Annotated in this window: 17 protein-coding genes; 3 read left to right on the forward strand and 14 right to left on the reverse strand. The window is 44.6% G+C overall.

The annotated features are described in order from the left end of the window. Positions 1–3: 3 nt before the first annotated feature. Positions 4–942: an SdiA-regulated domain-containing protein gene (locus AB9P05_RS06985; RefSeq protein ID WP_371908099.1), complete on the reverse strand. Its 939-nt coding sequence runs from the start codon at positions 940–942 to the stop codon at positions 4–6. A 197-nt stretch (positions 943–1,139) separates the two neighbouring features. Between AB9P05_RS06985 and AB9P05_RS06990 the strand changes: the two genes are divergently transcribed. Continuing rightward, complete coding sequence (locus AB9P05_RS06990) at positions 1,140–2,345, forward strand: Pycsar system effector family protein (protein WP_371908100.1); 1,206 nt, start codon at positions 1,140–1,142, stop codon at positions 2,343–2,345. On the opposite strand, the gene ppk1 is transcribed toward AB9P05_RS06990, so the two are convergent. Next, positions 2,342–4,420 (reverse strand): polyphosphate kinase 1, encoded by a 2,079-nt coding sequence (gene ppk1, locus AB9P05_RS06995; protein ID WP_371908101.1) that lies wholly within the window; start codon positions 4,418–4,420, stop codon positions 2,342–2,344. The two genes, AB9P05_RS06990 and ppk1, sit on opposite strands and share 4 nt — an antisense overlap. 150 nt (positions 4,421–4,570) lie before the next feature. Between ppk1 and AB9P05_RS07000 the strand changes: the two genes are divergently transcribed. Further along, on the forward strand, positions 4,571–4,816 hold the full coding sequence (locus AB9P05_RS07000; protein WP_371908102.1) for a hypothetical protein: 246 nt from the start codon (positions 4,571–4,573) through the stop codon (positions 4,814–4,816). A gap of 35 nt (positions 4,817–4,851) precedes the next feature. Here the strand turns inward: AB9P05_RS07000 and AB9P05_RS07005 are convergent, their stop codons facing one another. The 9 genes from AB9P05_RS07005 to AB9P05_RS07045 all read right to left on the reverse strand — a co-directional run bounded on the left by AB9P05_RS07005 (position 4,852) and on the right by AB9P05_RS07045 (position 12,026). Beyond that, positions 4,852–5,187 carry a tRNA-binding protein gene (locus AB9P05_RS07005; protein ID WP_371908103.1) on the reverse strand — a complete coding sequence of 112 codons (336 nt, stop codon included), beginning with the start codon at positions 5,185–5,187 and terminating at the stop codon, positions 4,852–4,854. A 6-nt stretch (positions 5,188–5,193) separates the two neighbouring features. Further along, entirely contained in the window at positions 5,194–5,898 is a 705-nt protein-coding gene (locus AB9P05_RS07010; protein ID WP_371908104.1) for a fatty acid desaturase, read from the reverse strand. A gap of 11 nt (positions 5,899–5,909) precedes the next feature. Further along, positions 5,910–6,755, reverse strand: a complete 846-nt coding sequence (locus tag AB9P05_RS07015; RefSeq protein ID WP_371908105.1) for a 4-hydroxy-3-methylbut-2-enyl diphosphate reductase — start codon at positions 6,753–6,755, stop codon at positions 5,910–5,912. 14 nt (positions 6,756–6,769) lie between these two features. Then, a complete protein-coding gene (locus AB9P05_RS07020) occupies positions 6,770–7,603 on the reverse strand; it encodes a phytoene/squalene synthase family protein (protein WP_371908106.1) in 834 nt (277 codons plus the stop codon). 23 nt (positions 7,604–7,626) lie between these two features. Beyond that, the gene (locus AB9P05_RS07025) at positions 7,627–9,111 is read right to left on the reverse strand and encodes a phytoene desaturase family protein (RefSeq protein ID WP_371908107.1); all 1,485 of its coding nucleotides are present in this window, start codon (positions 9,109–9,111) and stop codon (positions 7,627–7,629) included. A gap of 16 nt (positions 9,112–9,127) precedes the next feature. Then, positions 9,128–9,637 (reverse strand): RNA polymerase sigma factor, encoded by a 510-nt coding sequence (locus tag AB9P05_RS07030; protein WP_371908108.1) that lies wholly within the window; start codon positions 9,635–9,637, stop codon positions 9,128–9,130. 263 nt (positions 9,638–9,900) lie between these two features. After that, positions 9,901–10,815: a MerR family transcriptional regulator gene (locus tag AB9P05_RS07035; RefSeq protein ID WP_371908109.1), complete on the reverse strand. Its 915-nt coding sequence runs from the start codon at positions 10,813–10,815 to the stop codon at positions 9,901–9,903. Between the two features lie 39 nt (positions 10,816–10,854). Then, positions 10,855–11,304: a sterol desaturase family protein gene (locus AB9P05_RS07040; RefSeq protein WP_371908110.1), complete on the reverse strand. Its 450-nt coding sequence runs from the start codon at positions 11,302–11,304 to the stop codon at positions 10,855–10,857. Positions 11,305–11,336: 32 nt separating this feature from the next. Further along, positions 11,337–12,026: a carotenoid biosynthesis protein gene (locus tag AB9P05_RS07045; protein ID WP_371908111.1), complete on the reverse strand. Its 690-nt coding sequence runs from the start codon at positions 12,024–12,026 to the stop codon at positions 11,337–11,339. 65 nt (positions 12,027–12,091) lie between these two features. Here AB9P05_RS07045 and AB9P05_RS07050 point away from each other — a divergent pair, with 65 nt between their 5' ends. Further along, positions 12,092–12,421 carry a DUF4286 family protein gene (locus AB9P05_RS07050; protein ID WP_371908112.1) on the forward strand — a complete coding sequence of 110 codons (330 nt, stop codon included), beginning with the start codon at positions 12,092–12,094 and terminating at the stop codon, positions 12,419–12,421. Here AB9P05_RS07050 and AB9P05_RS07055 read toward each other — a convergent pair. The 3 genes from AB9P05_RS07055 to serS are packed head-to-tail and all read right to left on the reverse strand — an operon-like array spanning position 12,418 to position 16,408. Continuing rightward, the gene (locus AB9P05_RS07055; protein WP_371908113.1) at positions 12,418–12,906 is read right to left on the reverse strand and encodes an N-acetyltransferase family protein; all 489 of its coding nucleotides are present in this window, start codon (positions 12,904–12,906) and stop codon (positions 12,418–12,420) included. The two genes, AB9P05_RS07050 and AB9P05_RS07055, sit on opposite strands and share 4 nt — an antisense overlap. After that, the gene (locus AB9P05_RS07060; RefSeq protein ID WP_371908114.1) at positions 12,903–15,092 is read right to left on the reverse strand and encodes a prolyl oligopeptidase family protein; all 2,190 of its coding nucleotides are present in this window, start codon (positions 15,090–15,092) and stop codon (positions 12,903–12,905) included. Before AB9P05_RS07060 ends, AB9P05_RS07055 begins: the two co-directional genes overlap by 4 nt. Before the next feature lie 38 nt (positions 15,093–15,130). Beyond that, positions 15,131–16,408: a serine--tRNA ligase gene (serS, locus tag AB9P05_RS07065; RefSeq protein WP_371908115.1), complete on the reverse strand. Its 1,278-nt coding sequence runs from the start codon at positions 16,406–16,408 to the stop codon at positions 15,131–15,133. Positions 16,409–16,519: the final 111 nt, after the last annotated feature.

A 16,519-nucleotide genomic window follows, 5' to 3' on the forward strand; every position in this document is an offset into this window, starting at 1 on the left:
CTATTACTTACGGTAACGATACCGGACAAAATAGCCATCACCTCCCCTGCCTTCGCTTGCTATATAGAGGGTGCCATCAGGTGCCACGCACAGGCCTTCTGGCTGGCGGAGTACGTCTCTGTCCAGGGGATGCATCCCTGTTACATTGCCTTCCATATCTACAATCATTAGCATTCTGGCGGCGGAGCTAATGAGATAGAGCCTTTTTTCCAAAGAATGGAAGGCTACTCCGGAGATGGCAAATTTATCTCCCTCGAATTCGCCTTTGTAGCGATCCTCAAAGAAGTCTTCGATGTCATCCTCATCTATTGCCAGAATTGGGTTGGTGATAAAGCGGTTTTCTGATACGTCAAATCCATAAATGAGGTAATCATCTTTGTATTCTTTTTCGTCGTCGTCATCCTCTTCAATTCCCTGTTCATCTTCATAGTCCTCCAGATCGTCCTCATCGATCTTCTGATCTTCCTTGCAGCCTATCAGCAGCATGTTGCGCTCAGGCCAGTAGCCGAGGCCCTCTACGTTATTTTTGATGTTGAGGGGGTTATCAAAAAGCTCGCCTTCCACATCCTCATCGCTTACTGGAAAGCGGTATAGCTTACCATTGCTTTTGATGGCAAAAAGAATGTCCTCTACATTTTCAACCCCTTCATAATCGCCTTCGGTACCAAACTTGATCTCATTGACTACTTCCCCGGTAGTGGCACTGATATAAAACATATGTCCGACTTCATCCTGAATGGCACCTAGCATACCGTCATCCAGCCAGGTAAGGCCACTTATTTCTTCAAGATCAGCAGGTAGTTCAAACCGGTCGTCCGGTTCATTGAGATCATAGAAGAATGAATCCTTAACTTCCTCATAATCAAACTCCCCCTTATGATTCACTCGTTCGTGGCAGGAAGGGGTGAATAATGTAGTGAGAATGATTACGATCAGGTACATATTTTTTTTTCTTGGATGGCCCGACATATCCTTATAAAAATAGTTACGTAAAAGAATTGAGGGTGAATTCTAGCCTGAAAGGCCTAAATTACGATAATTTACATAATGGCAACTACGTGTAAAAAGCGCTTTTGTTTACAAAATACCCTGACAAAAAGTGATTTGTTGTAAATGCCATCAACGACTTAACGACTTGTATGATCCCAGAAACGGAACTATTAGACAAAACTCAGTCATTCAGCAAAAAATACTTTGAAGAGAAAGTGGGTGGTGATTTTTCCTATCATAACCTGGACCATACGGTAGATGTGGTAGAAGCAGTAAAGGAAATAGGCGAGCATACCGGACTGAAAGAGGATGAGTTTGAAATAGTACTGATAGCGGCATGGCTCCACGACCTGGGGTATGCAGAAAGCTGCGATGACCATGAGGAGCGAAGTGTGGAGATAGGAAGCAAATTCCTTAAAGAGCAGGAGGCGGATAAAAAGCTAATAGAAAAAGTTTCAGGGTGCATCAGGGCTACACGCATGCCACACGACCCTAAAAACCAACTGGAGGAGGTGCTCTGCGATGCAGACCTGTACCACCTGAGCACGGATACTTTTGAGGAGAAGTCGGAGCTGCTGCGCAAGGAGGTGGATACGGTACTGGGCAAAAAGCTGAAGAAAAAGGAGTGGTTAAATAAGAATGTGGAGTTTTTTCAGATTCATTCTTACTTCACGGATTACGGCCGTAATATCCTATCTGAGCGCAAGAGGCAGAATTTGGAGGACTTACAAAGTAAGGTAAAGAAGAAGAAAAAGAAGCAGTCGAAGAAGGTCAAAAAGCTGGAGAAAAAGGTAGCCAAGCTCAAAGCGAAAAAGGACAAAAGACCGGACAGGGGTATAGAAACGATGTTCAGGACTACCTCAAGAAACCACATAGACCTGAGTGCAATAGCGGATAATAAGGCGAACATTATGATCTCAATAAATGCGATCATAGTCTCTATACTGGTGTCGGTACTGATCCGTAAGTTCGAAGACTATCCGAACCTGATCATTCCCACGATCATCATGACTACGGTGTGCCTGCTGACAATCATTTTTTCTGTGCTTGCCACGAGGCCTAATATTACATCGGGCCGGTTTACTAAAGATGATATCCACCAGCGGCGCACAAACCTGTTATTCTTCGGTAATTTTCACCGGATGCAGCTGGATGACTTCCACTGGGGGGTTAATGAGATCATGAAGGATCGTGACTTTCTGTATGGCAGCATGATTAAAGACATCTATTTCCTGGGCAAGGTGCTGGGCAGGAAATACCAGCTTCTGCGGGTGTCTTATACTATATTTATGTATGGATTCGTGATAGCTGTATTGTCTTTTGCCATAGCGATCGGCTTCTTCCCTGCTTACTAGTTCAGGTCTGGCAGGGTGTTATCCTCCTGGCTCCTGAGCCATTCGTAAAAATCCATTTGAGAGCGCACCTGACAGTCTTCTCTACCTACAATAGGGTGATTGACCAGGTGCTTATCCAGCAGGCTCCCTTTACAGGTGTCCTGTAGCTGCAGATCTATCAGCTTACGTATTTCAGCCTTTAGCTTTGGATCATATAGAGGGAAGCCTACTTCAATGCGATCATGCAGGTTACGCCTCATCCAGTCGGCTGAAGAAAGATACATCTTTTCTGAGCCACCATTATGGAAAATAAAGATCCGTGCATGCTCAAGAAAGCGGTCTACAATACGTATGGCTCTGATATTTTCGCTGAGCCCCTTCACCCCAGGCCTCAGACAGCAAATGCCTCTTACAATGAGCTGGATATCCACGCCTACCTGACTTGCTTCATATAGTTTGTCGATCATATGGCGCTCTTCTATATTGTTGAGCTTAATGATGATAGAGGCGGGCTTACCTTCTTTTGCCGCGGCGATCTCTTTATCGATCATTTTGACGAAGCGGGTATCCAGGTTAAACTGTGATACCAGCAGGTGCCGGAATTCTTCCTTAGGTATTTTACGCTTGTGCAGGTATTTGAATACATTATTTAGTTCATCAGTCATACCTGCATGTGAGGTCATAAGGCCGTGGTCTGCGTATATGTTGGCCGTGTTTTCATTGAAGTTGCCGGTGCCAAAAAATGCGTAGTGCTTCTTATTGCCTTCCTCATCTCTGCGGCGTACCAGGGCAACCTTGGCATGAACTTTAAGTCCGGGTATGCTATAGATAAGCCTTACGCCAGCCTTTTCCATCTTTTCTGCCCAGCGGAGGTTGTTTTCCTCATCAAACCGGGCCTTCACCTCTACAAAGACGGTAACCTTCTTACCATTACGCGCAGCGCTGATCAGTGCATTCGCTATAAAGGAGTTGTGGGCTATCCTGTAGAGGGTGACCTTGATATGGGTGACAGCAGGATCGATGGCGGCCTCATTAAAAAACCTGAGCACATAGTCGTAGCTTTGGTAGGGGAAGTGAAGCATTCTGTCTTCACTGTCTATGGCATCAAAGAGGGAAACAATATTTTCCAGTGCAGGCTTATGTAGCGCAGCAAGGGGGTGGTAGGTAAGAGATTCTTTCTTAGGCTCAGGTATGCTGAAAAGATCGTAAAGATTATGGTACCGGCCTCCTGAGACAAGGTCTTTTTCATTCAGCTTGAACTTTTCGACCAGGAAGTCCAGCAGGTCAGGATCTATCTCAGAATCATAAAGAAACCTGGAGGGGGGTCCGATTTCACGCTGATCGAGTTGGGTGCGGATCTTATTGACGAGGTCTCCGCTAAATTCATCTTCAATAGCCAAGTCTGCATCGCGATTTAGCTTTATGCTGTAGCAGCCAAGTATTATGTATCCGGGAAATATGGCCGTCAGGTTATACCTGATGATATCATCCAGCATGATGAGGTACTGTGTATGGCCGGGCTGGGGAATACTTATGAAACGCGGCAACTCACCGGATGGAATATTGAGATGGGCGTAAGTCACATGGTTACTACCGGGCTTTTGTAACTTCACTGCGAGGTATATAGCCCTATTTTCCAGAAAGGGAGCCTTCTTACCCTGGCTAAGAATGGTGGGCTGGAGATATGAAAGCACCTTACTACGGAAGTACCTGACGACAAAGGCCCTGTGCTCCGGGCGAATATTTTCATTCTGGTAGAGATGAATATCATTATCAAACAATTCGGGCAGGATTTCCTCCCTGAATATTCTGCCGTATTCATCCTGCTGATTATTTACCTCTTCATATATGCTATCCAATACCTCTTGGGGCATATGGTATAGGGCTTTTTTGATATCGGGCTTATCTAATGCATCTACCTGGCGCAAACTTGCTATGCGCACTCTGAAAAACTCATCCAGGTTGGATGAATAGATAGCCAGAAATTTGATACGTTCAAAAAGGGGAACAGACTTATCGGTTGCCTCCAGCAATACACGATAATTAAATGAAAGCCAGCTCAGGTCCCGGGGGATGTAGGGGGCTTGGTTGCTCATGAATTTATTCAAAAAATATATGGGTATAAATACCTGATTTCACGGTTTTGGTTCAAAGTGTTTTTACGGAATTTCTACGGATAGGATTCCTGCTAAGCCGGATAATTAGTTATATTATAATATTATTTTAAACCTAACCATCTAAAGTCTATGAAGAAGAAGCTAAGCCTAAAGCAACTGGAAATCAATAGCTTCATTACGCAATCGAGTATGACACGAATGCGCGGTGGAGCTACTGTTGAGGTAGGATGTACGGCATATCCTATCTGTGCAAATTCTACTTCGTGTGCTACCCGCGCAGGGGATGCGTGTACGGAATGGGACTGCGATGATTCGGCAGGATGCCACAGCGTGGCCGGACCGGGATGCAGCGGTCCTGTACCTTGTATGAACTAAAACGTATAAGGCTACTCGCGAGGGTAGTCTTTCTTTTAGCCAACTCTGGTACCGTTCTTGCCAGGTAGTGAGGTCTGCAGTAGGTTTACTCCATCGTCTTCCATAGCACCAAGTATAAGGCATTCACTCATGATATTGGCTATTTGCTTAGGGGGGAAATTGACGACCGCTACTATTTGCTTTCCGATGAGGTCTTCGGGACGATACTTATCGGTGATCTGCGCGGAGGTTTTCTTATGTCCCAGCTCACCGAAATCTATGACCATTTTGTAAGCAGGCTTTCTGGCTTCTTCAAATACTTCAGCCTTGATGATGGTCCCTGTTCTGATATCTACTTTCTGAAAATCCTTCCAGGTCAGATCTTTTGACATAATACCTTATGATTTGTGGGTATGGAACTTTTCTTTAACCTTCCATAGCTTCCACCAGGGTGTGGCGGGACTTGCGTGATGCTCATAGTGATACCCGAAAAAATAGCAGGTAAAGAATGCGATCACATGGTTTTTGGATTGCGACCTGCTCTTGTATTTATTATTCTCGCTGTGCTCTCCTTTGTGCGGCAGGTAGGTACCAAAGTAAAACAACTGCAAAGTGGACAATACTGAAGGTATGATCCAGAAAAGGATGAGATTTGGCCTATCAAAAAAGAGCAACAGGGTGTGATAGGTCGCTGCCATGGCAACTATCTGCCAGATAACCACATACTGTCGGGCGAAACTGATGTACCAGGGTAAGAAGCCTCCCTTATGATAATCCGGGTCCTCTTCGGTAGCCACAAAACGATGGTGCTGGTGGTGTTTCCTGTGAAGCCTGGGATACCAGTTATAGGCAAATAAGAGGGCGGCCGTGAAGCCTATGATTTTATTCACGCGGCGATTGGCCGAAACGACGCCATGCATGGCGTCGTGAGCGGTGATAAACAGGCCAGTATAAAGGTGGGTCTGCACCAAAATACCAATATATATCCATGGCGAGCTAAAGCTCACCGGGATGGTCAGCCATACGGACAGAGAGAGTACCCACAGGGCTATGATAGCCAGGCCGATCCATGCGCCGGTATGTCTCTTCCAGTATGCTTTCATTAAGACTTACTCTATAAGGTATGGAGCCTGTCACGTACCTCCTGCATCAGCCACATGGGGGTGGAGGTAGCACCACACACTCCCACAGATTCATTGGTCTGAAACCACTCTGGGTCAAGCTCACCGCTGGAAGATACAAAAAAGGTATTATCATTCCGGTCTTTACATACCTGGTAGAGCACTTTGCCATTGCTGGATTTGGTACCACTTACAAATACCACCTTATCGAACCTGTCGGCAAAATCTCTGAGTTCTTTATCTCTGTTGCTTACCTGACGGCATATGGTATCATTCACATTAACTTCGGTACCGGCACTTTTCAGCTTTTCGGCCATGCTGTAAAAGCTGTCTGTGCTTTTAGTGGTCTGGCTGTATAAGGTAACTTTTTGAGGAATATCTTTGCCCTTGAGCTCAGTCACGTCCTGAAATACGGTAGCTTTTCCTTTGGTCTGTCCTAGTAGTCCTTTGACCTCAGCGTGTCCATGCTTTCCGTATATATAGATTTTTTCTCCCCGGCTGTAGCTGTTACGGATCCGGTTCTGTAACTTCAATACCACGGGGCAGCTGGCGTCGATCAGGGTTAAATTATTTTCGCTGGCGAGTTTATATGTAGAGGGGGGCTCTCCATGAGCCCGGATCAGGACTTTTTCATTGCGCAGACTAAGCAATTCTTCATGGTCAATGATAACAAGGCCTTTTCGTTGCAGCCTTTCCACTTCTGCATCATTATGCACAATATCTCCGAGGCAGTAAAGCCTGCCCTCTTCTTCCAGTATATCCTCTGCCATCTCAATAGCATAGACTACACCGAAGCAAAACCCGCTATTTGCGTCTATTTCCACACGCAGATTTTTCATTGGTGAAATGCTCATTACATGAAGTTGAACTGGTGACGGAAATAGGTCTGAACGAGTAGCGCAAACTTACGCTGGTTTGGGATACGGATACGCTCGCTCAGGATTTGGGAGGCATTGCAGCGTTTAATCTTTTTAAAGAGATTGAGATAGTAATTATACGCGAGGTACACACCCCACCGGGCTTCTTTTGGTAAATTAAGAATACCCTCAAAAGCCTGGTTAAAATCGTTTTGTATATCTTCTTCTATTCTACATTTCTCTTCCAGGGAAAATTGAGTAAAGTCCACCCCGGGAAAATATACTCGTCCTCTTTCTTCAAAATCAGACTGGACATCTCTGAGAAAGTTTACTTTCTGAAAGGCTGCACCGAGTTTTCTTGCGGGCTCTTTCAGTCTTTCGAACAGCTCCGTGTCTCCCTCACAAAATACGCGTAAGCACATGAGTCCTACTACCTCTGCAGACCCATAAATGTACTTCTCGTACTGGCTATTACTGTACTGGGTCTTGTGAAGGTCCATCTCCATACTATCCAGAAATGCCTCTATGAGCTCGAACTCAATATCGTACTTATGGACTACCTCCTGAAAACAGTGCAATACCGGGTTGGTACTGATTCGATCTTTTAATGCACGAATGGTATCTTCACGGTAGCGGGTGAGCATGCCGGCCTGGTCATGGTCATAGAAAGTATCTACGATCTCATCAGCATAGCGCACGTAACCGTAGATAGCAAAAATGGGATAATGTAGTTTTTTATGCAGTGTCTTTATACCAAGCGTAAACGATGTACTATAGTGCTCAGTGATGAGCTTACTGCATTTGAAAGTGGTCAGTGAGTATAGATCCATGGCTACAGTTAAAAACTAAAAAATTACCAATGCCTGCTCTCCTTAGCAACCTCACCGGCAACTAACTGCCCGGATATAAGGCTGGGAGGCACACCAGGGCCAGGTACAGTGAGCTGTCCGGTATAGTATAGATTGGCCACCTTCTTATTTTTAAACGAAGGCTTTAGTATCGCGGTTTGTTTAAGGGTATTGGCCAACCCATAAGCATTGCCCTTAAAGGCATGGTAGTCATTTATAAAATCTCTGTGCGCATAGGTCTTTTTTACCACTACGTATTCCTTGATCCGTTCACCGGTCAGGGCTTCCAGGCGACTCATCACCATGTGGTAATATTTCTCCCTGATCTCAGGGGTATCATTCAATCCAGGTGCTACGGGTATTAAAATAAACATATTTTCCATGCCATCGGGGGCCACAGTAGGATCGGTCTTACCCGGTGCACTTACATAAAAGAGCGGGTTTTCCGGCCACTGGGGCTGATCGTATATTTCCCTGGCATGTTTACCGAAGTCCTGATCAAAAAACAGGTTATGATGCAGAAGGTTTTTAACGCGCTTATTCACTCCCAGGTAGTAAATAAGAGATGAAGGCGCCATGGTTCTCTTCTGCCAGTAGTTATCAGAATAGTTTCGCAGGGAGCCGGGCAGCAGGTTTGTCTCAGTGTGATGATAATCAGCCCCGCTGATCACGCCATCGCACGAAAGGGTCTCCTGATCGGTCTCGACACCGGTTATTTTATTTTCATTAAAAATAAAGGACTTGACCTCCTGCCCCAACTTAAATTTTACACCCATTTCCTCAGCAAGGGCCACCATCCCCTCTACGATCTTATGCATCCCTCCGGCTGGGTACCAGGTACCCAGCTTCATATCTGCGTAATTCATCAGTGAATAGAGGGCAGGGGTGTTTTGTGGGGTAGCTCCTAAAAACAGTACCGGAAACTCTACCAGTTGCAATAATTTACTGTCTGAGAAAAACTTCCGTGCATGAGAGCTAAAGGATTTGAAGACATCCATACGCAGAACGTCGTATAGCAGTCTCAGACTGGCAAATTCGGTCAATGAGCGGCTGGGCTTTTTTACAAGCTTATTCATGCCCACCTCATATTTATATGCTGCCTGATTAAGAAAACGGTCAAGGTTTTGTCCACTGCCTTTCTCGTATTTCTCGAACATCTTCAGAAGTTCGGCATAATCGGCGGGCACGTGCATTACTTCATCATGGCCGAAAAATACTGAGTAAGAAGGGTCCAGTCTTATGAGTTCATAATAATAGGAGGGTTTTTTATTGAAGCGTCCGAAGTATTCTTCGAACACGTCGGGCATCCAATACCAACTGGGCCCCATATCAAAAGTAAACCCTGCCTCACTAAACTTTCGGGCGCGCCCACCGGGTACCTTATGCTTTTCGATCAGGGTTACATCAAAACCAAGTTGGGCCAGGCTTGTCGCGGCTGATAAGCCTGCGAAACCTGACCCAATAACAATTAGATTATGTTTTTTACTCATCTAATATGAGGGGAACTCACCGCCTTGAATAATTCTTAAGCTGACCTTTAAGCTCTTTACGGGCAATATGAATTCTATTTTTAACAGTACCAATAGGTATTTCCAATTTGTCAGCTATTTCATGATACTTAAATCCACGGAAGTGCATCATGAAAGGCGTACGGTACGCATCATCCAGACTTTTAATGGCATCATTAATATCCTTCAGAGCAAAACTACTGTAGGCCAGATTATCCGTAGTATTATTAGAAGAGTTAATGTAGTGTAGATTATCCGTAGTATCAATGAAGGTATTTCTTCTTACCATTCTCTGATAATTGGTAATGAAGGTGTTCTTCATGATAGTGTATAACCACGCCTTCAGGTTAGTACCATCTGTAAACTTATCGCGATTAGTAAAAGCTTTTAGAACAGTTTCCTGAAGTAAGTCGTTAGCTTCTTCCATATCCTTAGTAAGTTTAAGGGCAAATGGCTTTAGAGAACGACACATTTTGTTGATTGAATAACTGAATTCGAGTGCTGTCATGGTTAAAAAGTTTATCTAACGAATAAAAAATGACCTCAATTAAAAAATTTAGCCTAAGGCTATGAAGGTCTATTCAAAATAATATTTTTTTGAAATTAAATTACTCCTTCTCAGAGTAATTAACGAAACAAATATAATTGATCGCTTTCATACATATTTACGGGAGCAACTGAGACAGGGTTACTGTTTTGGTTAGTTTTTTTTAAAAAACCTTAAACAAAATTTTCAATTCCGTGTAAAGTGCAGAAAAATCTTACATTGTTTTAAGCCCGCTCATTGTCAGACTCCAAAACTTGTTCAATCTCCGAGATATAACTAATGAATTCTTCGATCCTGGAAAAGGATTGGCAATTATCAGGCAGGTTTACCGGGCCTGCTGCTACCTGGTATCCGGAGAGAATGATTTGGCTTTCGGAAAATGAATCTGAAAGTTTGTTTATATAATTTTGAACCTCGTCCTGCCTTGGAGAAGAGGTAAAAATACTGACGATATATTCAGGCTTGTGAATATCATAAACTGAAACCAGGTCTTCGAAAGGAAGTGTCTGCCCGAGGTATATACCTTTGTAACCCCTGCTCTTAACCAGGTAATAACAGAATAAAAGACTAAGCTCGTGCAGTTCTCCTTCCGGAAGAAAAAACAGATACTTACTGGTTTCTTTGGATGAGGAAACAAACTGCCCATCGATAGCGACAATAATCTTGTGTCGCACCAGATTGCTTATGAAATGCTCCTGAGCCGGATTAATAGCGCCGGTTTGCCAGAGTACCCCGATCTTGGAAAGGAAGGGGTAGATTATATTGATCATGGTACTTTCAAACCCAAGATGCAATATGTTGGTAGACATGATCTTTTCGAATCGATCTTCATCAAGATCGATCATACTAAGTGTAAGGGCGTGTATCTGATCAGGGTACTTGAGGTTCTTTTCAGTGATCTTGATAACTTCGACGAGCATCTGCTCCTCATCCATTTTGGCGATCTTGCTGATCTTAAACCCATAATCTTTCAGCAGAGAAACATTGAGTATGAGTTTGAGGTCTTTATCATCATAGTAGCGAATATTTGTATCGGTCCGTTTGGGGTTCAGGAAATTATACCGTTGCTCCCATATTCTTAGCGTATGGGCTTTGATCCCGCTAAGGTGTTCTAAGTCCTTTATAGAATATGTACTCACTACCAGAAATTTTTATAACCAGGTCTTTATTGCTTCACTTTATTTCCTTCTGCCAAAATAATGCTTTGCCACGACGAGCAATCCGAATGATACGGCTCCGTTCTTTTCCGGCGACTTATGATGATCTCTATGTGCTTTAGCAATACCACGCAGGTAGGTACCGCCAGGCTTTACATCCGTTTTTACTCTTCTATGAATGATCATATCGTGAAGGACGAAATACACTATTCCATACAGGGTAATACCTGAACCTATCCAGAACCAGGCGTTGAGCTCGCTAATACCTGAAACGATCATTATTACAGCAATGGAGCCAAATAGCAGGGAAAACAAATCATTTAACTCAAAGAACCCTTTGCCAGGCACATGGTGTGTCTTGTGGATACTCCAAAGCAAACCATGCATGACGTATTTATGAAATGCCCAACTAAACAGCTCCATACCAATGAAGCTCAACAGCAAAATACCAACACCATTAATTAGTTGCATAACCTGAGATTTTAGCCATTGTTTAATGCTATTTAAACAATACTCACGTAAATAAAGAGGCTCAGAAAGAATAAAAGCTGTATTACAAACACGGGAAAAGCCACAGGGTTTTGTTTGTTGAATTTTAGCTTGTAGAAGATAAGCAAAATAACAAACCCTACCGCAAACCATCCTGCATAATTTCCCCATGGAATGACGCCTCCCTTCCAGGCCCAAAAATCAAAAAAGACCGCTACGGGTTCTATGAAAACGTCCAGCAGTACCAGAAGTGCAGAAGCGAAAAGTGCCTTTACGGTGGAGGGCACGGGGAGTGACTGACACAGCACCCCACTGACACAGGTAAGTACTACCCAATTAAACCCTATGACTATGGGAACACCCTTAATGCCCGGCCCAAGGGTGGCTCCATATTGATAGTCACCAAACAGTATACCGGTGTTTACACCGACAGCTTCCGCGGAAAAACCAATAACGAATGCTGAGATGACGAAGAGGCCGAATTGCCTGTTCTTTTCCTGCTGAAAAAAAAGTAAAATACCCGTCATGCACAGCAGGTTGAATGGGGTGAGTAATAAAAACAGTCCTCTGAGGTCTTCGTGCATATATCCTATCAGGCCTGCAAGATGCATGGCAACCAACAAGGCAACAGCCCCCATAAAGAGCTTTTTATCTGTGCCTCCCCGGGTTGAAACAGTCTTATTTTCAGAATAATATGCAGCCATATTTTACACCTGTTTTCAAAAGGCCGGTTATGAGGGAAAATCGTTTCCGGTAAATTCTTGTAGTTTTGCAGAAAAGCAAAGAATTACCCTCTATGGTTATTTACAATGTGACGGTAAGTGTGAACCACGACATTCACGATGACTGGATGTCTTATATGAAGGACACCCACATTCCTGATGTGATGAACACAGGAACATTTACAGGCCACCGTTTTCTGCGCCTGGTAAAGCAAGAGCCTGACGGCTCTACTTACTGCATCCAATACTTTACGGACTCTCTAAGCAAACTGCAGCAATATATGGCGACACATGGGCCGCGGCTGCAAAAAGATGTGACAGATCGCTATGGAGAAAAAGCCATGGCGTTCCGCACTATTCTTGAGTCTGTGGATTAATCTTTGGCCGGGGCGGGTGTATAGTTCTGCAATTGCTCTCTCCGCAGTTTGCAGTTTATCCACTCGCCATCCAACTCGGCCCCTAGTTGTTTATAAAAGCCTATTGCTGGCTCGTTCCAGTCCAAAACCTGCCACTGCATGCGGCCTGCATTTTCATTTTTTGCTACCTCTGCGACTGCATCAAATAACCGCCTGCCAACTCCGCTACCTCTTTCTGATTCGGTTACGACCAGGTCTTCCAGATAAAGGCACTTGCCTTTCCAGGTAGAGTAACTGTAAAAATACAATGCCAGGCCTATAATGGTACCTTCTTTCTCTGCCACTAAAAATTCAAAAACAGACTGAGGGCCGAAGCCCTCGATCTGCATTTGTTCAATAGTGTTTTCTACCTCATCGGGAGCTTTCTCATAAACAGCAAGCTCCTGAATAAGCCCCATTACAGCAGGCAAATCCTCTTGTACGCCTTTTCTAATGGTTACTTTCATTCTGTGGTCTCCGGGTTTTCTGAATTATCATTCAAAGAAGGAGCAACTTCCATATTGTACCAGGCAAATGAGAGCATATCAGCCGCCTCCTCTATTAGCTTGCTGGTAGGCGTACCTGCCCCATGCCCTGCATCAGTAGTGATACGGATAAGTACGGGGTTTTCGCCCTCATGCTTTTCCTGCAGTGTAGCAGCAAACTTAAATGAGTGTGCAGGTACCACGCGGTCATCATGATCGGCAGTGGTGATCATAGTGGCAGGGTAAGCCACACCTTCTTCAAGATTATGCAGGGGTGAGTATTTAAAAAGATTAGCAAACTGGGTGCTGTCGTCACTGGCCCCGTATTCTGTGGCCCAAGCCCACCCAATAGTAAACTTATGATACCGAAGCATATCGAGTACGCCTACGGCCGGGAATGCAACTTTGAAAAGATCAGGACGCTGCGTCATTGTAGCACCGATAAGCAAACCACCATTACTGCGGCCATTGATAGCGAGCTTATCTTTATTGGTATAGTTTTCCTCCACCAGATACTCTGCAGCGGAGATGAAGTCATCAAATACGTTCTGTTTGTTGAGCTTCATGCCTCCTTCATGCCACTCCTGACCATATTCACCTCCTCCGCGGAGGTTGGCCTGGGCATATACGCCACCATTTTCCAGCCACACGAGTGTGGAGGTGCTGTATCTGGGGGTTACACTGATATCGAAGCCACCATATCCGTATAGCCAGGTGGGATTGGTACCATCCAGTTGAAGCCCTTTCTTATGCACAATGAACATGGGGACTTTCTTCCCATCCTTGCTGGTATAAAATACCTGCTTGGTAACGAATTTGTCTGCATCGAAATCAAGGTCTGCCTTGCGTAGCATGCTGCTTTCACCAGTACCCAGGTCGTACCTGTATATTTCAAACGGAACGGTGAATGAAGAGAAGGTATAGAACGTTTCGGTGTCTTCCTTATCTCCTCCGAAACCTGATACTACACCAAGTCCAGGCAATTCCACCTGCTTTTCCATATTACCTTCACTATCATACTGATATACGGCGCTATGGGCATCTTCCAGAAAAACAGCAAAAAGCTTATCTCCTATGGCATTAACGCTTTGCAGTAATTTTTCCTGCTCTGGAATAAGGTTTTTCCACTCTTCAGGATTGTCAAGTGTGAAATTTACCAGACGTTTATTAGGGGCCTCTCTGGTAGTAAGGAGCATAAGGTTGTCTCCGTTATTACCTACTACGTAGTGATCATTTTCAAAATCATCCACTACCTGTACCCAGGGAGCATTTTCTTTAGTAAGGTCTTTAATGCGCAGGTTATTACCACTGGTGCCCTCCGAAGACGATACGATCAGGAAGCGCTCATCATCTGTAACGTAAGCGGTGGTAGTTCTGAGGGGGTGCTCCTTGTCCTCAAATACCAGCCTGTCTTCAGACTGGGGAGTACCCAGCTTGTGAAAGAAGACACTATGAAATTCATTACGCCCCTTTAGGCGGTCTTCCTCGCTTGGTTTGGGGTAGCGGCTATAGTAAAATCCATCATTGGTCCAGGCAATATTCGAAAACTTGACGTACCGGACGGTATCCTGCATTACTGTGAGGTCTTCCATGTTCATTACATAGATCTCTCTCCAGTCTGATCCGCTAACAGATACTGAAAAGGCCATTTTTTCCCCGTCAGGAGAAAAGGTTGTACCAGCCAGGGAAATAGTGCCTTCGTTAGAGAAGTTATTCGGGTCCAGCACTTTTTCACCCTGGCCGTCGACTTCTGTGGAGCGATAAAGCACGCTCTGTTGCTGCAAGCCATCGTTCTTGTAGAAGTAGTAATAGTCTCCTACTTTACTGGGAGTGGTATAGCGCTCATAGTTCCATAATTTTTCGAGTCTTTGACGGATATCCTCCCGGAATGGAATTTGCTCAAGGTAGTTAAATGTGACCTCGTTCTGAGCTTTTACCCAGTCTTCGGTTTCGGCAGAACGATCATCTTCAAGCCAGCGATAAGGGTCTGCCACCTCAGTACCGAAGTACTCATCGGTTACTTCTACTTTTTTGGTTTCGGGGTATGACACCTCTATCGGTTCAAATGATATATCAGTCTCTGTGGTCTCGTTTGTAACGGACTGGCAGGAATAAATTCCAAACAAGCCGGCAAGGAGACTGTACGTTAATAATCTGTTTTTCTTCATCTTTGAGTGAATAATGAAATGGTTATTCAGACCAGTGATTATTTGGTAATCTTTTCGAAGCCGCAGTATGGGCGCAGTACTTCGGGTATTGTGATGCCTTGTTCTACCTGGTTATTTTCCAGAAGAGCGGCCAGCACACGTGGTAGTGCCAGGGCACTACCATTTAGGGTATGCAGCAAGACAGGTTTACGGCTTTCTCCCTTATACCTAAGCATAAGCCGGTTAGCCTGGTAGTCTTCAAAATTACTTACTGAACTGACCTCGAGCCACCGCTTCTGTGCGCGGCTGTATACTTCAAAGTCGTAGGTGATGGCAGAGGTAAAGCCCAGATCGCCCCCACACAGACGTAATATCCGGAAGGGCAGCCCAAGGTTGCGCAGAAGCTTCGCTACATGATCTTTCATTTCCTCCAGGGCCTGGTAGCTCTCTTCAGGCTTTCTTATCTGAACGACCTCGACCTTGTCAAACTGATGGAGTCTGTTCAATCCCCGTACATGGGCACCCCAGCTACCTGCCTCCCGTCTAAAGCATGGGGTATAGCCCACGCACTTTATGGGAAGTTCTTTTTCATCCATGAGGAGGTCACGGAACATATTCGTTATGGGGACTTCGGCGGTAGGGATAACATAGAGGTCGTCGTCCTGCATGTGGTACATCTGGCCATCCTTATCAGGCAACTGACCCGTGCCGTATCCGGATTCTTTATTAACGAGAATAGGGGGCTGTACCTCCATATAACCTGCCTCCGTGGCCTGGTCGAGGAAATAGTTAACCATGGCCCGCTGCAGCCTGGCGCCTTGACCTTTATATACAGGAAACCCAGCGCCGGTGATTTTTACACCAAGATCAAAATCAATGATATCATACTCTCTGATCAGGTCCCAGTGTGCAAGGGCATCATCGCCCATATCATTTGTATCGCCTTCGCGCTCTATTTCTTCATTATCCTCCTCGGAATTACCGTCTGGTACGCTTTCATGTGCTGTATTGGGCAGGGCATAAAGCAGTTCCTTCAGCTCGTTTTCCCATTTGCTCAGAGATTCGCCAAGTTCTTTACTTGACTTTTTAAGTTCTCCGGACTTTTTCTTGGCTTCTTCTGCCTCATCCTTTCGACCCTCCTTCATGAGTTTGCCTATGGAACGGGCATATTGGTTAGATTCAGCCAATACTTCATCCAGTTTGGCCTGCGATTCGCGCCTATTCTGATCGGCATTAAGTACCTTTTTAATCTGGTCAGAGGCATTTTTTACACCTTTTTTCTCCAGACCTCGGATAATTTTCTCTTTATTTTCCCTGATATTGGAAACTACAAGCATGTAAAATCGGTTACGTTTTTGATCTGCAAAATAAGTCAATTATGGTAAAATCGGAATGATTGACGATATTATGGCAGGCATGTAAAATTTTATAAATGGGTAAAGCCTTGC

Source organism: Roseivirga sp. BDSF3-8 (assembly GCF_041449215.1).
Taxonomy (GTDB): domain Bacteria; phylum Bacteroidota; class Bacteroidia; order Cytophagales; family Cyclobacteriaceae; genus JBGNFV01.

Coding starts and splice junctions, on each gene's coding strand:
- AB9P05_RS06985 (WP_371908099.1), bottom strand. CDS start 942: ATGTACCTGATCGTAATCATTCTCACTACATTATTCACCCCTTCCTGC.
- AB9P05_RS06990 (WP_371908100.1), top strand. CDS start 1,140: ATGATCCCAGAAACGGAACTATTAGACAAAACTCAGTCATTCAGCAAA.
- ppk1 (WP_371908101.1), bottom strand. CDS start 4,420: ATGAGCAACCAAGCCCCCTACATCCCCCGGGACCTGAGCTGGCTTTCA.
- AB9P05_RS07000 (WP_371908102.1), top strand. CDS start 4,571: ATGAAGAAGAAGCTAAGCCTAAAGCAACTGGAAATCAATAGCTTCATT.
- AB9P05_RS07005 (WP_371908103.1), bottom strand. CDS start 5,187: ATGTCAAAAGATCTGACCTGGAAGGATTTTCAGAAAGTAGATATCAGA.
- AB9P05_RS07010 (WP_371908104.1), bottom strand. CDS start 5,898: ATGAAAGCATACTGGAAGAGACATACCGGCGCATGGATCGGCCTGGCT.
- AB9P05_RS07015 (WP_371908105.1), bottom strand. CDS start 6,755: ATGAAAAATCTGCGTGTGGAAATAGACGCAAATAGCGGGTTTTGCTTC.
- AB9P05_RS07020 (WP_371908106.1), bottom strand. CDS start 7,603: ATGGATCTATACTCACTGACCACTTTCAAATGCAGTAAGCTCATCACT.
- AB9P05_RS07025 (WP_371908107.1), bottom strand. CDS start 9,111: ATGAGTAAAAAACATAATCTAATTGTTATTGGGTCAGGTTTCGCAGGC.
- AB9P05_RS07030 (WP_371908108.1), bottom strand. CDS start 9,637: ATGACAGCACTCGAATTCAGTTATTCAATCAACAAAATGTGTCGTTCT.
- AB9P05_RS07040 (WP_371908110.1), bottom strand. CDS start 11,304: ATGCAACTAATTAATGGTGTTGGTATTTTGCTGTTGAGCTTCATTGGT.
- AB9P05_RS07045 (WP_371908111.1), bottom strand. CDS start 12,026: ATGGCTGCATATTATTCTGAAAATAAGACTGTTTCAACCCGGGGAGGC.
- AB9P05_RS07055 (WP_371908113.1), bottom strand. CDS start 12,906: ATGAAAGTAACCATTAGAAAAGGCGTACAAGAGGATTTGCCTGCTGTA.
- AB9P05_RS07060 (WP_371908114.1), bottom strand. CDS start 15,092: ATGAAGAAAAACAGATTATTAACGTACAGTCTCCTTGCCGGCTTGTTT.
- serS (WP_371908115.1), bottom strand. CDS start 16,408: ATGCTTGTAGTTTCCAATATCAGGGAAAATAAAGAGAAAATTATCCGA.